This is a genomic window from Streptomyces sp. NPDC051020, assembly GCF_040683105.1.
Taxonomy (GTDB): domain Bacteria; phylum Actinomycetota; class Actinomycetes; order Streptomycetales; family Streptomycetaceae; genus Streptomyces.
On the sequence record NZ_JBFBCG010000013.1, the window covers coordinates 61,524 to 78,868 of the forward strand.

Genomic DNA, 17,345 nt, shown 5'->3' on the forward strand with positions numbered 1-17,345 from the left:
GGTGCCGCTATGACACTTCTGGCACATGACCGCTACTGCGACGAAATCGTCCGGCAGACCGATGAGTTGAGGGCGGCGCTCAAGGGCGCGGATCTCTCCGCGACGGTCCCGACCTGCCCCGACTGGACGCTGCGCGATCTCGCCGTGCATGTCGGAGGCGCCCATCGCTGGGCCGGCGAGATCGTCCGCACCCGGGCGACCGGGCAACTCGCGGACGAAGAGGTGCCGGAGTTCACGCCGGACGGCGACGACCCGGCCGTGCTGGACGCCTGGCTGGCCGACGGGGCGGCGAAGACGGCAGCCGTCCTGCGCGACGCAGGTCGCGACCAGCAGGCGTGGAGCTGGTCGTGGGACACGAGCGCCGGGTTCTGGGCGCGGCGCATGGCGCACGAGACGGTCGTCCACCGCGCCGACGCGGTGCTCGCCGTGCGGGCCGGCTACGAGGTGGCGCCCGAGCTGGCGGCCGACACGATGGACGAGTGGCTGGAGATCGTCGCTTTCGCCCAGGCCCAGGGCGACCCGGAGGCCGCGGAGCTCCGGGGGGCCGGCCGGTCCCTCCACTTCCATGCCACGGACGTGCCCGGGGCGGAGTGGCTGATCGAGTTCGGCGAGGACGGGTTCACCTGGCGGCGGGCGCACGAGAAGGCGACCGTCGCGGTGCGCGCGCCGCTGACGGACCTGATGCTGCTGGTCAACCGGCGACTGGACGTGGACAGCGGACGGGTCGAGGTGCTCGGGGACCGGGAGTTGCTCGACTTCTGGCTGGAGCGTGCGACGTTCCGCTGAGAGGCCGCGCACATGGGTGGGGCGGCGTCGCGTGCCGATGGGCGGCGCCCGGCGGCGTTGTCGTCGGTCGACGACTCCCCCATAGCCCGAAAGGCATGGGAGGGGCCCCTCCGCGTCGCCTCCCTCCTCCGCCTTGCCGGGCTTGCCCCTCGCCCCGCTCCTTCCTCCACCCCACCTACGTGCGCGGCCTCTGAGACCGGCGCTCAGGCGCTGTTGAGGTCTGCCAGTACGCGCAGGGTGTGGGGGTCCGGTGCTGTGACCAGCAGATCGGTCACCGGGCCCTTGCGCCACAACTCCAGCCGTTCCGCGATCCGTTCACGCGGTCCGACGAGCGAGATCTCATCGGCGAACGCGTCCGGAACAGCCAGCACCGCCTCCTCCTTGCGGCCTTGGAGGAACAGCTGCTGAATCCGCCGCGCCTCCTCCGCGAAGCCCATCCGTGCCATCAGGTCGGCGTGGAAGTTACGGGCGGCGTGTCCCATCCCGCCGATGTAGAAGCCGAGCATCGCCTTCACCGGCAGCAGGCCTTCCGTGACGTCGTCACAGACGTGGGCGCGGGCCATCGGCGCGATCATGAAGCCGTCGGGGAGCCCGGTCAGCGACGCCTCGTACACATCGGTCCGCAGCGGCGACCAGTACAGCGGCAGCCAGCCGTCCGCGATCCGGGTCGTCTGCGCGATGTTCTTCGGGCCTTCGGCACCCAGCAGTACGGGCATCCCGGCCCGCAGCGGATGGGTGATCGGCTTCAGCGGTTTGCCGAGCCCGGTCGCGTCCGGACCGGTGTACGGATGGGAGTGGAACCGCCCGTCCAGCTCAACAGGGGCCTCGCGCCTCATTACTTGCCGGATGACCTCGACGTACTCGCGGGTGGCGGTCAGCGGGCTCTTCGGGAACGGGCGCCCGTACCAGCCCTCCACCACCTGGGGCCCTGACAGCCCGAGCCCGAGCATCATGCGGCCGCCGGAGAGGTGGTCGAGGGTCAGTGCGTGCATGGCCGTCGCGGTCGGGGTGCGCGCCGCCATCTGCGCGATGCCGGTGCCCAGCCGGATGCGGGAGGTGTGCGCCGCGATCCAGGTCAGCGGGGTGAAGGCGTCGGAGCCCCAGGCCTCCGCCGTCCACACCGAGTCGTAGCCCAGCTGTTCCGCCTCGCGGGCGAGCTCCAGGTGCGCGGGGTTCGGGCCGCGGCCCCAGTAGCCGAGAGCGAGTCCGAGCCGCATACCGGTCCCTCCAGCCGTCTTGAAGTGACGCTACGTCAGATCACGGTGTACGGACGGAGAGTACGGCAGCGGCCCCCCGCCCGGAAGGGGCGAGGGGCCGCAGAGCGGAAGTGTTGTCAGCCGCGCTGGATACCCGTGGTGTCCTGCAGAACGCCACGACGGCCGTCCTGGGTCTGGGCGATGAGGCCCGGACCACGCTGCTCGACCGCGAGGTACCAGGTGCCCGGCGCCAGTTCGGCGATCGGGCTCGGTGAACCGTCCTCGCCGTACAGCGGACGGGCCACCGGCACGGCGAACCAGAACGGCGTGAAGTCGCCGGCCGGCGCGGCGCCGCCCTGCGGGGCCTGCTGCGCCTGGGTGGGATCGGGCTGACCGGGCTGCGGCTGGGCACCGTACGGCTGGGGCTGACCCGGCTGCGCCCCGTACGGCTGCTGCTGGGCACCCGGGTAGCCGTACCCCTGGCCGGGCTGCGGCTGGCCGCCGTACGGCGCCTGCACGGGCTGCGGGCGCGGGGCGCCCATCAGGGGTGCCTTCAGCGCGGGAACCAGCGGGGTGGCGACCGCGCCGCCGGCCAGCACGAGCGAGGCGATCAGACCGAGGACGAGACCGGCACCTGCGTCGACCTGACCGAGGTCGATGATCGTCCAGAAGATGTTCCACGCGGTGAAGACCGTGGCCGCGACACCGAACTGGCCGAGTTCCAGGCCGACGATCTTGCGGGGCTGGGGCTGCGAATGGGAGAGCACGATCAGTGCCGCACCGATCACCCCGACCAGGTAGACGCCGATCGCATTGCCCAGCGAATCCCAGGCGTTCGGCGCGGCGACGGTGAGGCCGTTGTAGGAGAAGAAATCGAGGAAAGAGGCGATGAACAGCACGACCGCTGCTCCGATCACCACGCCATCGCCTCTAGTGAGCGAGCGGATATCCACGTGAAGGTCCTTAGTCGGTCGTCTCGTCGGGCGGTCGTCGCTGCCGCCGGTGCGGCGGGCACGGAGCGAAGCCCGGGGGCGGCTCCGCATCGCACGGATGAATCTATCGTCTGCCCAGGCGGGTTGTGTCCTGGCCCGGACCTTGGACGGTCATCCCCCCGAATAACCCTGCATAACCACCGCACAACCGCCGCACAACTACACGTGCTTAGACCGACCGGCAATTGGGGGGCGGCGTCACGGGGCTGGGGCACGCACCTCGCGGCGTTGTCGTCAATCACCATGTTCCCCAAGCTCTCGGCTTCGCTCGAGCAGGGGAGGCCCCATCCGCCATGGCTCAATCCTCCGCCTTGCGACGCACGCACCCCAGCCCCGCTCCTTCACCCACCCCCCAATTGCCGGTCGGTCTTACCCGCGCAGGTAGGAACTGATGCCGTCCGCAATGCCCTGTGCGGCCTTCTGGCGCCAGCCCGCGCTGGTGAGCAGGGCGGCGTCCTTCGGGTCACGCATATTGCCGCACTCGATGAACACCTTGGGCACCGTGGACAAATTGAGTCCGCCCAGATCCTTGCGGGTGTCCAACCCCGTATTGCCGCCCACGTAATTGGAAGGTGAACTTCCGGTAGCGCGGACGAAGAGACCGGCGATCCGGGTGCCGAGATCGCGCGACGGTTCGACGATTTTCGAGGTGTCCGCCGCCCCGCCGCGCACGAGTGCGGGAAGAATCACATGGAAGCCGCGGTTGCCGACCGCGGAACCGTCCGCGTGCACCGACACGACCGCATCGGCCTTGGCGTTGTTGCCGATCCGGGCCCGCTCGTCGACACACGGCCCGTAGGGGCGGTCGTTGTCGTACGTAAGGACCACCTCGGCGCCCTGCGCCTGCAGGAGCGTCCGCAGCCGGTGCGAGACGTCGAGGGTGAACTCGGCCTCGGCGTAGCCCGAGTCGGTGGACGTACCGGTGGTGTCGCACTCCTTGTGCGCGGTGCCGATGTCCACCTGGCTGCCGATCTCGCGGGTGTGCTCGTGGTTGCGTGGGTTGTGCCCGGGGTCGATCACGACCGTCTTCCCCGACAGCGGCCCGGACACCGTGCGGCTCGTGGACTTCGACGGGGAGGGCGGTACCGAGGGCGTCCTCCTCGCCGGACTGCTCTTCGCGGGCGAGGACGACAGGGACGGCGCGGACGACGCGCCACCACTGCCCTCGCGCGGCTGCGCTGCCGCCCCACCACCACTGCCGCCGCCGCAGCCCGTGATCAGGCACACGCAGCCCAGCGCGGCAGCGGCGAGCAGGGCCCGGCGGCGCCGCGCGGGGTGAGGGGTGGGAGGAACGCTGGTGTCGTACGGCACGTGGCGATGCTATCCGGCGGCTCAGATCCCCGTTCCGGTTCGGCGCAGGACGCGCAGCGAGTCCGTGGCCGACACCTCGGTGAACGCCCCGGACTCCAGCGCCCGCAGATACACCCGGTACGGTGCCTGACCACCGTGCGCGGGATCGGAGAACACGTCGTGGATCACGAGCAGCCCGCCCTCGGCGACATGCGGCGCCCAGCCCTCGTAGTCACCGTTCGCATGCTCGTCGGTGTGCCCGCCGTCGATGAAGACGAAGCCGAGCTGCCCGCCCCAGACGGCCGCGACCTGCGGGGACCGCCCGACGAGCGCCACGACGTGGTCTTCGAGGCCCGCCGCGTGCAGCGTGCGGCGGAAGGTCGGCAGCGTGTCCATCCGGCCGACCTCCGGGTCCACGACGGTCGGGTCGTGGTACTCCCAGCCCGGCTGCTGCTCCTCGCTGCCCCGGTGATGGTCGACGGTGAGCGCGGTCACACCGGCCGCCCGGGCGACGTCGGCGAGCAGGATCGTGGACCGCCCGCAGTACGTCCCGACCTCCAGCAGCGGCAGACCGAGCGCGGCGGCGTCGGTGGCGGCCGCGTGGAGGGCGAGCCCCTCGACCACCGGCATGAAGCCCTTGGCCGCCTGGAAGGCAGCGAGAATCTCCGGCTCGGGCTCGGCGGCCACGGGGTTCCTCCTGGTCGTACGGGAATGAAACGGCGCCTCATCGTGCCGTACGGGCCGGTCGGCACTGTCGGCGGGGTGGCTTGTGCCGGCAGGGCCGACACCCGGTGCGGCCGCAGGAGCGGTGGGCCGCCGGCCCACCGCTCCAGGGGGTTTTCCGGCGCGTCAGCGGGTGAACGTCAGCGTCGTGGCCGGGGAGGCGTTGCCGTACGCGTCCACCGCCACGACCCGCGCCTCGTACGCGTGGCCCGCCACCGCGCCCGGGACCGGGATGTCCAGGGTGTTCGGGCGCGGCATGATGAAGAAGTCGGAGAGGACCTTGGACGAGACGGCCTTGGTGCCGGTCGTCGTGTCGGTGATGTCGACGTCGTAGTGGTGGACCATCTGGTCGTCCTGGGCCTGCGCGATCCGCACGGCCGTGGCGCCCTCGGGGCCGCGTACCGCCGTCAGTGGCTCGCCGGTGGTGAACTCCGGTGCCACCTTGTTCCGTTCGGCGGCGGTGTACCGGAAGTTGTCCTTGATCTGCTGGTTCGTCGAGCCCTTCAGACGTACCGTCCAGCCCGGACCGCTCAGCGTGCCCGCGCTGGCGTACGGCGGCTGCCAGCTCGCCGACCACTGTCCTCCGGTGTAGATGTCGTGCTGGTCCGCGGCCATGTTGATGCGTTCGATCTCCGTACGGTCCTTGTAGACCTCGACGAAGAGCGCCTGGGCGGTCGGTGACTCGAAGCGGTTGGCGAGGCCCGTCTCGGTGACCATCTGGTAGCCGTGGTCGATCTCGACGTACGACATCGAACCGTCGTTGACCGACGTGAAGTCGCGCTGGTGGATCGACCGGTCGTCGTTGATGTTGAGGTGCGAGTGGCCGCTGAAGAAGATCGCCTGCGGGAAGGCGCTCAGGTCCTCGGCCAGCCGCGGGTTGGACGCCTGCTGGCCGTCCATCGCCGTTCCGGTGGTGGGGCGGTGGCCCTGGACGAGGATCGGCCGGTTGGCGTTCGCCGGGTCAGCGGTGAGCTCGGCCAGGCGGGTCTTCAGCCAGGTGCGCTGCGCGGTGTCGTTGTTGTACGTCTCCGTGTTCACCGTGAAGAGGTGCACACCCTTGACGTCGGACTCGTAGTAGCCGCCGCCGGAGTCCGGGAACCACGCCTTCGGGTAGCCGGCGCGTATCGCGGCGAGGCTCGCGTCGTGGTTGCCGTTGGAGATCAGCAGCTGGGTGCTGTCCATGCCCTTGCGCTTGAGGTTCGCCTGGAAGATCTCCGAGACGATCCTGTGGTCCGGACCCTTGCCGTCGCCGTTGTCATTGATCATGTCGCCGTTGGACAGGATCGCGTCCGGGTTCGGGAAGATCGAACCGATGGTGTCGAAGAAGCTCTCGTACTTCTTGTCGTTGTGCGCGTGGTCCCCGACGTGGACGTCCGACATGACGACGAACGTGGCGAGCGGCTTCTCCTGCGTCTTGATCAGGTAGCCGTACGAGACGGGCGGGCTCGCCTGACTGCCGTGGAAGGCGACAGCCGTGACGTTGGTGTCTTCGGTGATCCGCAGTGGGCGGCCGGGGGAGTAGACGCTGCTTTCGCGGGTCGGGGTCGAGCCGTCCAGCGTGTAGCGGACGGTGGTTCCGCGCTCGGTGCTGAACTTCAGTGTCACCGCGTGCTCGTACCGCCCACCGGGCACACTCACACCGGGTGCCGCGGGCGGGTGAGAGGTGTCGGGCTCGGCGTGGGCAGCGGTCGGTGCGGCGAGCGCTGCGGACGCGGCAACGATCACAAGAGGGGTGATTCTCACGGGGGTTCCTTGTCTCTGGCGCGGTCACCATAACGAGTCGGTAACCGGTCTGAACCAAGGACGTTAGGTGGTCACGGGGAGGGGGAGGGGCGCCCCGGCTGACCGTTCTGTGAAGCGGTCGTGAACGTCCGGGTACGGCTCGCGCAGGGCTGCGCTCCATGCCGTACGCCCTCGCCGGAACAGGTCCGGCGGGGGCGTACGAGGGGTGGGCCCGGGTCGGGGCGGCCCCCGGCGGAGCTGCTGGATCGGCTCAGCAGCTCTGCCGGGGTCGGGTCATGACGCGGACCCCGAACCGCAGCCCCTCCAGCGGGACGCGCTCGTCCACGCCGTGGAAGAGCCGGCCGATCACCGGTTTTGCGGCGGCCTGTTCCATTGTCCTCTCCGGTTTCACTTGGCGAGTGGGGTGTCGGCTGACCTGCGGTTCGCAGGTTTCGGCTGGACGTCGAAGTCTCGGATCGTCCAGGTTTAGGTGGCGAAATCGCGGGACTTATCGATGAGTTGTGTTCCGGGTTCTGGTCCCGGGCGGGGAGTTGCGCAACCGACGGAATTCTCCGACCTGCTGGCTTTGTTCAGTGCCTGTTTCTGAACTGCCGTGCTGAGTAGCCTCGGGGGCCTAGGCTGGCGTGGTGTCCGACAGTGCCCGGCGGGCCGGAGAGCGGGTGTGTGGGGGCTGCGGTGAACGGCTGGGGCCGGAAGCGCGGCCCGATGCCGTGTACTGCTCGACGGCGTGTCGTGCCAGGCAGTGGCGCCGAGGCCGCCGGTTGCGCAAACGGGTGGCCGCGGAGTTGAGTGGTGCCGGCCGGGCCGAGTGTCCCGAGTGCGAGGCCCGTTGGATAGCGGGGGTGGATCGGCGGTCGAACGCCGTCTACTGCTTGCGGCGGTGCGTAGTGAGGGCTTGGCGGGCCCGGAAGGAAACGTTCGGCGAATCATTCACGGTCGTTCGTTGTGATCTTAGGATTTTCGGTCCAACTCTCGGGTCATGAAGCGGGCCGCGTCTTGTCACGGCCGAGGGGCTGTGCCCCGGCCCGCGGTGGGTGGTGAATGCCATGCCCGAAGAGATCAGGAACGCCGACATGGTCGGCAGCGTCAGCTCCAGCCGCTACGAGCAGATCGTGACCGAACTGCGCACGGTGGTGGAGAACCAGACCCGGGGCCAGTTCACGATCGGCGACTACGCGCTGGAGATCGAGCCGATGCGCGAGGCCGGCGGGCAGGAGCGGGGCGAGGAGCTGTTCACGGTCAAGGAGTCGATGTTTCCCTTGGCCGAGGACATCGGACTGTCGTACTCGACGGTGAAGGAGGCCAGGTGGACGGCCTCGCGCTGGCCGAAGGAACACCGGCAGAAGGCCGTGTCCTTCACCGTCCACAAGATCCTGGCGGGCCTCGGCGACGAGCGGGAACGGTTCGCCGCGATCCTGACCCCACCAGAGGGCAAGCCGCGGTGGACCGCGGACGAGGCCCGGCGCCGGGTCGGCCGACAGGTCGAGAACCCGATCACCCCGCAGGAGAAGGTCAGCGCGATCCACACCCTCGCAAGGGACGAGGAGGTCGCCGCCACCGTCACCGGCGACCTGCTGCGTCGTCCGACGGTGGTCGCCCAAGTCAGGCAGGAGGACAAGGTCCGGGCCGTCGAGGTACTCACCCGCGACGACCAGGTCGCCGCCTCACGCTCAAGACAGTCAGCCGGCCCAAGGGAGCCGTCGGCTTCGTCATCCTGCCCCGCCGCTGGGTCGTCGAACGGTCGCTCGCCTGGATCATGCACGCCCGCCGACACCCACGCGACTACGAACGGCTCATCCAGCACTCGGAATCATTGATCACCTGGGCCGCGATCACGCTCATGACCAGGCGAATCACCCGCCGAAGCTCCCGCAGGAGCGGTCAACCAGCATCCCGCGAAGCGCAACGGGACTGATCATTGCGGCGGTGGCGGTCACCACCGCCACCCAGCTGCCACCCCGCCTTCGAAAGCAGGCACTCAGAGCGGCAGACCGGCCTCGGCCGCCCGGCGGAAGATATCCCCACACGTGGGTAACCGTATCGGCGCGCGTTCGGCGAGGACGAGCAGTGCATGCCGCAGTTCCGTGCTCAGCTGGGTGAGTCGATGGCTGGACTGGCCACCCCTGTATATGTGCAGACGGAAGACGTTGACGGCGTGTCCGTCACGGTCGTCGGCGAAGGTTTTCGGAAGGCCGGCGAGCAGTTCGTAGTCGCGCTTGCCGGTCGCCGCGTCGGCCACGGCTTTGAGGGACAGATCATCTAATTCTGCGGCGGACAATGAAGTGTCGACTGCGACAGCATGGGTCGCCAGAGCCGCGAAGAGTTCGATCAGCCGCTCGCCAGCCGTCGTGTCGATGCCCCAGGCCTGCAGGTTCTCGTGGCGACGAGCCTGCCGCCATGGCTCCTGGTCTACCAACGGCAGCAGGACACGCCCCAGATGAGCGCAACGACGCCACAGCATGTCGTGGTCGGGGGGCACGGTCGATCCTCTCGACGGCGAGTGGAAGGCCTGGGGCCGAGGACCAATTCGACGACCACCAGGCCCTCCAATTTCTCACTACGTGCAGGGCACGTACAGAAGGTCGCTGTATACGGTGCCGCTGGCGTGGGAGCCGCTCGAGCTCACGAGGGTCCCGTACGTAGTGGTACGGAAGGCACGGCTCGGGTCACCGGCGTGGTTCACGCAGGTTGCCGCTGCGGTCGACGACCGCAGCGGTGGCGCGCACAGGGACTGACGTGCGGTCCCTGTCGTGTACCACTGGCTCGAAGTGTTGCTGTAGTACTCGAGGTCCACCTCGCTGGTACAGGCTACGGGTCCACCTGAGCACGTCCTGATGCCTCCGGTGCCCGTCATCCGGGAGCCGCTGTGGTTGGGCTTCGACGCGTAGAACTCGCAGCTCGTCGCTGCCTCAGAGGATTTGTCCTGCGTGGTCACCGTGAGCTCCGGCGGTCCCGGATTCGGTGGTGGGGCCGCCAGCGCCGTCTGTGTGCTGGCGGCGACCAGCGCCACGGAGACGGCGAACATACTTCCAATGGATCTTAATCGCACGAAAAAGTCTCCCTTTCGCTGTACGACCCAACTGCCCATAGTCGGGCGGACTTGAGTGCACCAGACCGTAGATGTGGAACATGGGGTACAGCAGTGGCGTACCAGCCAAAACCTCCCCTCCTGCCTCATGTGTCTGAGAAGAGTCATCTCCCGACAGGGACCTCATCAGGTTCAGAAACAGGCACTCACGGGTTTGAGCGGTTGCTCAGTGGTTTGGGAGGCACCCGGACTGCGCCGTGTTCGATGTTCACGAGAAACGACGGCACTCGGCCGCTGGCCGCAGCGCCGCTCGAACGCCGCAGCCCAGGGGGAGCGGACGCCCTCGAGCAGGTGCACTGGTCATGGCCGAGTGGCCTACTGGATGCTCCAGCGGTGCGGGTGGCTGGGTTCTTCGGGGCAGGCGAAGATGTTGAGTTCGCCCCAGCGGCCCACGGTGACCTCGGTCGGTGTGGCGGACCGGTGCATGGGAAGGTCCTGTTCTTCCAGCGGCTTCCAGCTAGCCGGTCGGGCGCAGACGGAGAGCGGCCATCAGGCGGCTTGCCTCTTGCGTTTGCCGGGCTGTGCAGGGGCGGTGAGCTTTTCCGAGAGCTCGGCGGCATGGTCGATGGGAACGGTTTCGAGGAGGTCCTGAGTGATGCACTCACTGCCGTCCTCCATGGCCAAGACGGCGGCTCCGCGAATCAGTTGAGACAGGGTGCCGATCGTGCCGCCTGTGCGGTGGTAGAGGTACGCGCTCAGACCGGCAAGTGTTCCGGAGCGGTGGTGGTGCAGCCGCAGTGTGGATTCCAGGGTTTCGACCAAGGCCTGCCAGTCATCGCGGTCTGCGCCGGGGGCGTAAGAGAACGGGGTGGCGGAGATGACGGTGAACCGTCCGGCGATCTGGCGTCCGCGGGTGCCTGCGAACAGCCCGCGGTCTTCGACGTCGATGCCTGCGTAAATGAACGTGGCGGGCAGCCGCTCGGCAAAGTACTTCAGCTGGTCGGAAGCTTCGGCGCCGGTGCGGGTGGCGAGGCTGAGGTTGTGGATTTCGTCGATCAGGACGAGGTCGACGTGCGTGTGTGCGGCGGTGGTGCAGACCGAGTTGACGACGTCGGTGATGTTGGCCCGGCTGGGGAAGTCCAGGCCGTAGAAGCGGGCGAATTCCATGGCGAGCATCTTCGGTGTGGCGGCCGGTGGGACCGTGGCGTAGAGGACGGGCAGTCGGCCGCGGTCGTTCGGGAAGCGTTTGCGGACGGCGAGTTCGTGCGTGCGCCCGAGTTGTGACAGGGCGGTGGTCTTTCCTGTGCCGGAGGCGCCACTGATGATGACGCCGCGACGGGCGGAGACCTGCCTGCGGTTGAGCTGGACGAGCAGCCGGGACGTGGCGATCGCCTTGCGGATCGTGGGAGTGTTCACCAGCGGCAGGTCGGCGTGGTATTCGCGCCGGAGTTCGTCTTCGAGTAACTGTTCGTGAGGGGTGAGTGCGGCCCGTTCTGCTGCGGTCTTCAGGACCGGTGGCGCCGGGGCGTGCTCGATGAATCGGCGCCATCCCTCGCGTGTCGTCAGCGGGCTGTCGGACGGGGCCTGTTGTGGTGTGGCGGGCCGTGTTCTGCGGCGCGGGCTCATAGCCACCTTTCGGCTTCTGCGTGGGCGTCGAAGACGCCGAACGGGCGAACCCATCGAGCGGAGGGCCGGCAACCCCGCCGTCCACGACGTGTAACTCGTGGACCATGCCGACCTAACGGCCATCCGATTCGCAAGGTTGCTGTGGAACTCGCCACATCCCTCGCAATGTTGACTTGGAATTCGCCAGGTTCACGTGGACAGGACACCATCCGCGTATCCACGTCCGGCGAACCGTACAGGGATCTGACCTTCCGTCAGATTGAAACGTGTTCTACTCTGTCGGCGTTCCAGTGGCCGCGACCGGCGAGGATCCGTACATGGGCATCGGAATCACCCAGGAACAGAGGGAGTTGGCGCAGGCCGTACGGGGGTGGCTGGCGCGCGCCGTGCCCCCGGACGAGATCCGCAAGCTCCTCGACGCGAGCGCCCCTTCCGCACCCGGCGTGCGCCCCGGCTACTGGGACGGTCTCGGCGAGCAGGGGCTGCTCGGCATCCATCTGCCCGAGGAGCACGGCGGAGCAGGCGGCACACTCCTCGACCTCGCCGTGGTTCTTGAGGAGGCGGGGCGGGCCGCGCTCCCGGGCCCGTACCTGGCGAACGCGCTCGCCTCGGCGGTGCTGGGCGACGCGGGCGGGAGCGAGCTGCTGGGCGCCCTCGCCGCCGGTACCCGCATCGGCGCCGTCGCCCTCGGCCCCGGCACCCTCACCGTCGTGGAGGGCGAGGACGGTCACCTTCTCGACGGCACGGCTCCACCCGTGCTCTCCGGTGCCGACGCCGACCTGCTCCTGCTCCCCGCCGAATCGGCCGCCGGCACCCGCTGGTTCGCCGTCGACACCGCCGCCGAGGGGCTCACCGTGCGCCCGCACCGCGGCGCCGACCCGACCCGCCCCACCGCCGAGGTCCGGGCCGACGGCGTAGTCGTACCCGCGAACCGTGCCGTACGGATCGATTCCGCGGCCGTCCGTGATCGCGCCGCCGTCCTCCTCGCCGCCGAAGCGTGCGGCACCGCCTCCCGGGCGCTGGACACCGCCGCCGCGCACGCCAGGGTCCGCGAACAGTTCGGTCGTCCCATCGGGCAGTTCCAGGGCATCAAGCATCTCTGCGCCGACATGCTCGTCCGCGTCGAACAGGCCCGCGCCCTGGTGTGGGACGCCGCCCGCGCGGCGGACGAAGCCCCGGAGGTACGGGGACTGGTCGCCGCCCTCGCCGCGGGCACCGCGCTCGACGCCGCGTACAGCTGCGCCAAGGACTGCATCCAGGTCCTCGGCGGCATCGGCTTCACCTGGGAGCACGACGCCCACCTCCATCTGCGCCGGGCGCTCGTGGCCCGGCAGTTGCTGGGGGCGGGGGACGCCCACCGGCTGCGGGCCCTTCGGCTGGCCGAGGGCGGAGCGCGCCGCGAACTCGCCCTCGAACTTCCGGCCGAGGCCGACCGCCATCGCGCCGAGGCGCGCGAGGCCGTCGCCGCCGCTCAGGGGCTCGACCCGAAGGCCGCCCGCCGCGTCCTCGCCCCGACCGGCCACGCCGCCCCGCATCTGCCCGCCCCCTACGGTCTGGACGCCGGACCCCTCCACCAGCTCGCCGTGCAGCAGGAGTTGAAGGAGCAGGGAGTGAGGGTGAGCGACCTGGGGATCGCCACCTGGGTGGTGCCGTCGCTCCTCGCGTACGGGACACCGGACCAGCAGGATCGCTACCTCATGCCCACCCTGCGCGGCGAACTCCTCTGGTGCCAGTTGTTCTCCGAGCCCGGCGCCGGCTCCGACCTCGCCTCGCTGCGCACGAAGGCCGAGCGGACCGCCGAGGGCTGGCGGATCAACGGCCAGAAGGTCTGGACGAGCGCCGCCCAGTGGGCCGATCACGGCATCCTGCTCGCCAGGACCGACCCGGACGCCCCCAAGCACCAGGGGCTCAGCTACTTCCTCGTCGACATGAAGAACACCGAAGGCATCGACATCCGCCCGCTGAAGGAGATCACCGGCGACTCCCTCTTCAACGAGGTGTACTTCGACGACGTCCTGCTGCCCGCCGACGCCGTCGTCGGCGATGTGGGCGACGGCTGGCGGGTCGCCCGCAACACCCTCGGCAACGAACGCGTCCACATGGCCGACCAGATGACCTTCGACACCGGACTGGAAGCGCTCATCGCCCGCTCCGGCGAGCTCGACGGCACCTACCGGGCGCGGATCGGCGCCCTCGCCGCCGAGGCGCACGCGCTCGCCTGCATCGGACTGCGGACCACTCTGCAGCAGGTGTCCGGACTGGAGCCGGGCGCCGGAGCCTCGGTACGCAAGCTCGTCCAGACCACCCACCAGCAGAAGGTCGCCGAACTCGCCCTGGAACTGCTCGGACCGGTGGGCGCGACCGCGGAAGGTCCCGGGGAGCGCGCTCTGCACGGATTTCTGATGTCCCGCTGCCTGACCATCGCGGGCGGCACCACCCAGGTTCAGCTCAATGTCGTCGCCGAGCGCATTCTCGGCCTCCCGCGTGACTGAAGGGACGTGACCTCTCCATGAAGGCGTACATCGTCGGTGTCGGGATGACGAAGTTCGAGAAGCCGGAGACACGCGACTGGCAGTACTGGGACATGGCGAAGGAGGCGGGGAACGCCGCGCTCGCCGACGCCTCGGTCGCCTACGAGGAGGTGCAGCAGGTTCCCGTCGGCTACTGCTTCCAGGCCTCCACGGCCGGCCAGCGCGCCGCGTACGAGCTCGGACTGACCGGCGTACCCGTCTACAACGTCAACAACAACTGCGCCACCGGCTCCACCGCGCTGATGCTGGCCCGGCAGTTCGTCGAGGGCGGCATCAGCGACTGCGTCCTCGCGCTCGGCTTCGAGAAGATGACGCGCGGGTCGCTGGGGAGCGGGTCCGACGGCGGAGCGGACTTCAGGACCTCGCCCGTCGCCCGGCACTACGGGATCATGGCCGCCGCCCACGGCTTCGAGATGTCCCCGCCCACCGCCCAGATCTTCGGCAACGCGGCCCGCGAACACATGGAGCGGTACGGGACGACCGAGGCGCAGCTCGCGGCGGTCGGCGCCAAGAACCACCGGCACTCGGTGAACAACCCGTACGCCCAGTTCCAGGACGCGTACACGGTCGACGAGATCCTCGCCGCCAGGACCATCCACCGTCCGCTGACCAAGCTCCAGTGCTCGCCCACCTCCGACGGGGCGGCCGCAGCCGTCGTCGTGTCGGAACGATTCGTCGGGAGCCACGGGCTGGAGGACCGGGCCGTCGAGATCGCCGCCCAGGCCATGACGACCGACACCGGAGAGTCGTTCGCCACCGGCACCTGCATCGACGCCGTCGGACTGCCCATGTCCCGCGCCGCCGCCCGGCAGGTGTACGACACCTCGGGGCTCTCGGCCGCGGACCTCGACGTCATCGAGCTGCACGACTGCTTCTCCATCAACGAACTCCTCACCTACGAGGCGCTCGGCCTGTGCGGGGAGGGCGAGTCCGGCAAGCTCGTCGAGTCCGGGGCCACCACCTACGGCGGCCGCTGGGTGGTCAACCCGTCCGGTGGCCTGATCTCCAAGGGCCACCCGCTCGGCGCCACCGGCATCGCCCAGGCCGCCGAACTCACCTGGCAGCTGCGTGGCGAGGCGGGCCTCCGGCAGGTGCCCGGGGCCCGGGTCGGACTCGCCCACAACATCGGGCTCGGCGGCGCGGCGGTCGTCACGCTCCTGCGCCGACAGGAGTAGCCGGGTGTCCGGCCATATACCGATGTACGGGGCGCAGGGCGCCTGAGAGTATGACCCTCATGGTTGACGTCACGACGCCCACGCCCCTGCAGATCCGGCAGAATTCCCGCACCTGGGCGGTGGTGCTCGCCGCCTGCACCGGCCAGTTCCTCGTCATCCTCGATGTGTCCGTCGTCAATGTGGCACTGCCGTCCATGCGGTCCGACCTGGGGCTGAGTGCCAGTCAGTTGCAGTGGGTCCTCAACGCCTACGCGATCGCGTTCGCCGGGTTCATGCTCCTCGGCGGGCGCGCCGCCGACATATACGGCCGCAAGCGGATGTTCCTGGTCGGGCTCGGCCTGTTCACCGCCGCCTCGCTCGCCGGCGGGTTCGCCCAGGAGGGCTGGCAGCTGCTCGCCGCCCGCGCCGCGCAGGGGCTCGGTGCCGCCGTGCTGTCTCCCGCGACCCTCACGCTTCTCACCGCGGCGGTTCCCGAGGGCCCGGCCAGGACCAGGGCGATCGGTACGTGGATGGCCGTCGGCGCCGGAGGCGGCGCGGCCGGCGGGCTGGTCGGCGGGGTGCTCACCGACCTCCTCTCCTGGCGCTGGGTCCTGCTGATCAATGTGCCGTTCGGCGTGCTCGTCCTGATCGGCGCCACGGTCTGGCTCGCCGAGAGCCGGGCGGGCGGGCGGCACCGTATCGACCTGCTGGGCGCGGTGCTCGTCACGGTGGGGCTGGCCATGGTCTCGTACGGCATCGTGCAGACCGAGCAGGAGGGCTGGACGGCCGCGGCCACCCTGGTGCCACTGCTCGGCGGGGTGGCGCTGCTGGCCCTCTTCGTCCTGGTGGAGGCGCGGACGGCGGTGCCGCTGATGCCGCTCCGGGTGCTGGGCACACGGGCGGTGGCGGCGGCGAACGTGGCGATGATCGTGATGGGGTCCGCGACGTTCTCGATGTGGTACTTCATGACCGTGTACGCGCAGTCGGTGCTGGACTACACGCCGATGCAGGCCGGATTGGCCCTGCTGCCCACCTCGTTGGCGGTCGTGCTCGGCTCGACGTTCGCGCCGCGGATCATGGCACGGGTCGGCGCGAAGAACCTCGTCCTGATCGGTCTGGCGATCACCGCCACAGGTTTCGGCTGGCAGTCCACGATGGGCGCGGACGGCTCGTATCTCACGTCGATCTGCGGGCCCGGCATCCTGATGATGGCCGGTGCGGGGTTCGCGTCCACCCCGCTCGCCTCCCTCGCCACCTCGGGCGCGGCGCCCGGGGACGCCGGTCTGGTCTCCGGGCTGGTCAACACCTCGCGCACGATGGGCGGTGCTCTGGGTCTCGCCGTGCTCTCCACGGTCGCGGCGGCACGGACCGGGGGCGGCACCGGGGCGGAGGAGCTGACCGCGGGGTTCGCGCTGGCGTTCCGGACAGCCGGCACGGTCCTGCTGGGCGGACTGCTGCTGATGGCCCTGTGGCTGCCGCGCCACCGCTCGTCGCGCTCCGCAATGCATGGTCCGTCGGCCACGCCGAGCCCGTCGACTCCGTCCCGCGCGTCGAGCCCGTCGGGCATGTCGAGCCCGTCCGGCGATTGAGACCGGCCGGGGCGCCGGCCACGCCCGGTGCCCCTCCTGCGAGCACCGCCTACAGCCAGCCCTGCTGCCGCGCCGCCCGCACCGCCTCCATGCGGTTCCGCGTCCCTGTCTTCCCGATCGCCGACGACAGGTAGTTACGTACCGTCGACTCGGACAGATGCAGCTTCGCCGCGATGTCGGAGACCGTCGCCCCGTCCACCGACGCGTTCAGCACGTCCCGTTCCCGCGCCGTGAGCGGGTTGGGGCCCGCACTCAGGGCGGCCGCGGCGAGGGCGGGGTCGATGACGGTCTCGCCGGTCAGCACCCGGCGGATCGCCGCCGCGAGCTCCTCGACCGGGCCGTCCTTGACCAGGAACCCCGCCGCGCCCGCCTCCATCGCGCGGCGCAGATAGCCGGGCCGCCCGAAGGTGGTGAGGATCAGCACCCGGCAGTCCGGCACCTCCTCGCGCAGGTCGGCGGCGGCGTCCAGTCCGCTGCGGCCCGGGAGTTCGATGTCGAGGAGTGCCACATCGGGTCGGGACAGCAGCGCGGCGTCCACGATCTCGTCCCCGGCGCCGACCTGGGCCACGACCTCGATGTCCGGTTCGAGCCCGAGCAGCAGGGCGAGCGCGCCGCGCATCATGCCCTGGTCCTCGGCGAGCAGAACCCTGACGGACGTGTGCGGCCGCTGATCTCGGGGCATCTCGT

13 protein-coding genes and 2 pseudogenes are annotated in these 17,345 nt (G+C 69.8%); 6 read left to right on the forward strand and 9 right to left on the reverse strand.

What is annotated here, in order from left to right:
- Positions 1-9: 9 nt before the first annotated feature.
- On the forward strand, positions 10-786 hold the full coding sequence (locus AB0N06_RS10010) for a maleylpyruvate isomerase family mycothiol-dependent enzyme (protein ID WP_366134212.1): 777 nt from the start codon (positions 10-12) through the stop codon (positions 784-786).
- Between the two features lie 203 nt (positions 787-989).
- On the opposite strand, the gene AB0N06_RS10015 is transcribed toward AB0N06_RS10010, so the two are convergent.
- The 6 genes from AB0N06_RS10015 to AB0N06_RS10040 all read right to left on the reverse strand — a co-directional run bounded on the left by AB0N06_RS10015 (position 990) and on the right by AB0N06_RS10040 (position 7,103).
- Positions 990-2,003 carry an LLM class F420-dependent oxidoreductase gene (locus AB0N06_RS10015; protein WP_366134213.1) on the reverse strand — a complete coding sequence of 338 codons (1,014 nt, stop codon included), beginning with the start codon at positions 2,001-2,003 and terminating at the stop codon, positions 990-992.
- A 116-nt stretch (positions 2,004-2,119) separates the two neighbouring features.
- On the reverse strand, positions 2,120-2,902 hold the full coding sequence (locus tag AB0N06_RS10020) for a hypothetical protein (RefSeq protein ID WP_366134214.1): 783 nt from the start codon (positions 2,900-2,902) through the stop codon (positions 2,120-2,122).
- Between the two features lie 441 nt (positions 2,903-3,343).
- A complete protein-coding gene (locus tag AB0N06_RS10025; protein WP_366134215.1) occupies positions 3,344-4,285 on the reverse strand; it encodes an N-acetylmuramoyl-L-alanine amidase in 942 nt (313 codons plus the stop codon).
- A gap of 21 nt (positions 4,286-4,306) precedes the next feature.
- On the reverse strand, positions 4,307-4,951 hold the full coding sequence (locus tag AB0N06_RS10030) for a class I SAM-dependent methyltransferase (protein ID WP_366134216.1): 645 nt from the start codon (positions 4,949-4,951) through the stop codon (positions 4,307-4,309).
- Between the two features lie 162 nt (positions 4,952-5,113).
- Positions 5,114-6,730, reverse strand: a complete 1,617-nt coding sequence (locus tag AB0N06_RS10035; RefSeq protein ID WP_366134217.1) for a chitobiase/beta-hexosaminidase C-terminal domain-containing protein — start codon at positions 6,728-6,730, stop codon at positions 5,114-5,116.
- A 250-nt stretch (positions 6,731-6,980) separates the two neighbouring features.
- Complete coding sequence (locus AB0N06_RS10040; RefSeq protein WP_366134260.1) at positions 6,981-7,103, reverse strand: hypothetical protein; 123 nt, start codon at positions 7,101-7,103, stop codon at positions 6,981-6,983.
- A gap of 673 nt (positions 7,104-7,776) precedes the next feature.
- Between AB0N06_RS10040 and AB0N06_RS10045 the strand changes: the two are divergent.
- Both AB0N06_RS10045 and AB0N06_RS10050 read left to right on the forward strand, forming a co-directional pair.
- A pseudogene (locus AB0N06_RS10045) lies at positions 7,777-8,403 on the forward strand (DUF6192 family protein); the annotation flags it as partial.
- A gap of 29 nt (positions 8,404-8,432) precedes the next feature.
- Positions 8,433-8,645, forward strand: a pseudogene (locus AB0N06_RS10050) (hypothetical protein); the annotation flags it as partial.
- Between the two features lie 63 nt (positions 8,646-8,708).
- Here the strand turns inward: AB0N06_RS10050 and AB0N06_RS10055 are convergent.
- Complete coding sequence (locus AB0N06_RS10055) at positions 8,709-9,209, reverse strand: hypothetical protein (RefSeq protein WP_366134218.1); 501 nt, start codon at positions 9,207-9,209, stop codon at positions 8,709-8,711.
- A 1,098-nt stretch (positions 9,210-10,307) separates the two neighbouring features.
- Positions 10,308-11,384: an ATP-binding protein gene (locus AB0N06_RS10060; protein WP_366134219.1), complete on the reverse strand. Its 1,077-nt coding sequence runs from the start codon at positions 11,382-11,384 to the stop codon at positions 10,308-10,310.
- 317 nt (positions 11,385-11,701) lie between these two features.
- Here AB0N06_RS10060 and AB0N06_RS10065 point away from each other — a divergent pair, with 317 nt between their 5' ends.
- The 3 genes from AB0N06_RS10065 to AB0N06_RS10075 are packed head-to-tail and all read left to right on the forward strand — an operon-like array spanning position 11,702 to position 16,658.
- Positions 11,702-13,876 (forward strand): acyl-CoA dehydrogenase, encoded by a 2,175-nt coding sequence (locus tag AB0N06_RS10065; protein ID WP_366134220.1) that lies wholly within the window; start codon positions 11,702-11,704, stop codon positions 13,874-13,876.
- A gap of 17 nt (positions 13,877-13,893) precedes the next feature.
- Entirely contained in the window at positions 13,894-15,090 is a 1,197-nt protein-coding gene (locus AB0N06_RS10070; RefSeq protein ID WP_366134221.1) for a lipid-transfer protein, read from the forward strand.
- Positions 15,091-15,149: 59 nt separating this feature from the next.
- Positions 15,150-16,658: an MFS transporter gene (locus tag AB0N06_RS10075; protein ID WP_366134222.1), complete on the forward strand. Its 1,509-nt coding sequence runs from the start codon at positions 15,150-15,152 to the stop codon at positions 16,656-16,658.
- Positions 16,659-16,707: 49 nt separating this feature from the next.
- On the opposite strand, the gene AB0N06_RS10080 is transcribed toward AB0N06_RS10075, so the two are convergent.
- Complete coding sequence (locus AB0N06_RS10080) at positions 16,708-17,340, reverse strand: response regulator transcription factor (protein ID WP_366134255.1); 633 nt, start codon at positions 17,338-17,340, stop codon at positions 16,708-16,710.
- Between the last annotated feature and the right edge of the window lie 5 nt (positions 17,341-17,345).

Coding starts and splice junctions, on each gene's coding strand:
- AB0N06_RS10010 (WP_366134212.1), top strand. CDS start 10: ATGACACTTCTGGCACATGACCGCTACTGCGACGAAATCGTCCGGCAG.
- AB0N06_RS10015 (WP_366134213.1), bottom strand. CDS start 2,003: ATGCGGCTCGGACTCGCTCTCGGCTACTGGGGCCGCGGCCCGAACCCC.
- AB0N06_RS10040 (WP_366134260.1), bottom strand. CDS start 7,103: ATGGAACAGGCCGCCGCAAAACCGGTGATCGGCCGGCTCTTCCACGGC.
- AB0N06_RS10060 (WP_366134219.1), bottom strand. CDS start 11,384: ATGAGCCCGCGCCGCAGAACACGGCCCGCCACACCACAACAGGCCCCG.
- AB0N06_RS10065 (WP_366134220.1), top strand. CDS start 11,702: ATGGGCATCGGAATCACCCAGGAACAGAGGGAGTTGGCGCAGGCCGTA.
- AB0N06_RS10070 (WP_366134221.1), top strand. CDS start 13,894: ATGAAGGCGTACATCGTCGGTGTCGGGATGACGAAGTTCGAGAAGCCG.
- AB0N06_RS10075 (WP_366134222.1), top strand. CDS start 15,150: ATGGTTGACGTCACGACGCCCACGCCCCTGCAGATCCGGCAGAATTCC.
- AB0N06_RS10080 (WP_366134255.1), bottom strand. CDS start 17,340: ATGCCCCGAGATCAGCGGCCGCACACGTCCGTCAGGGTTCTGCTCGCC.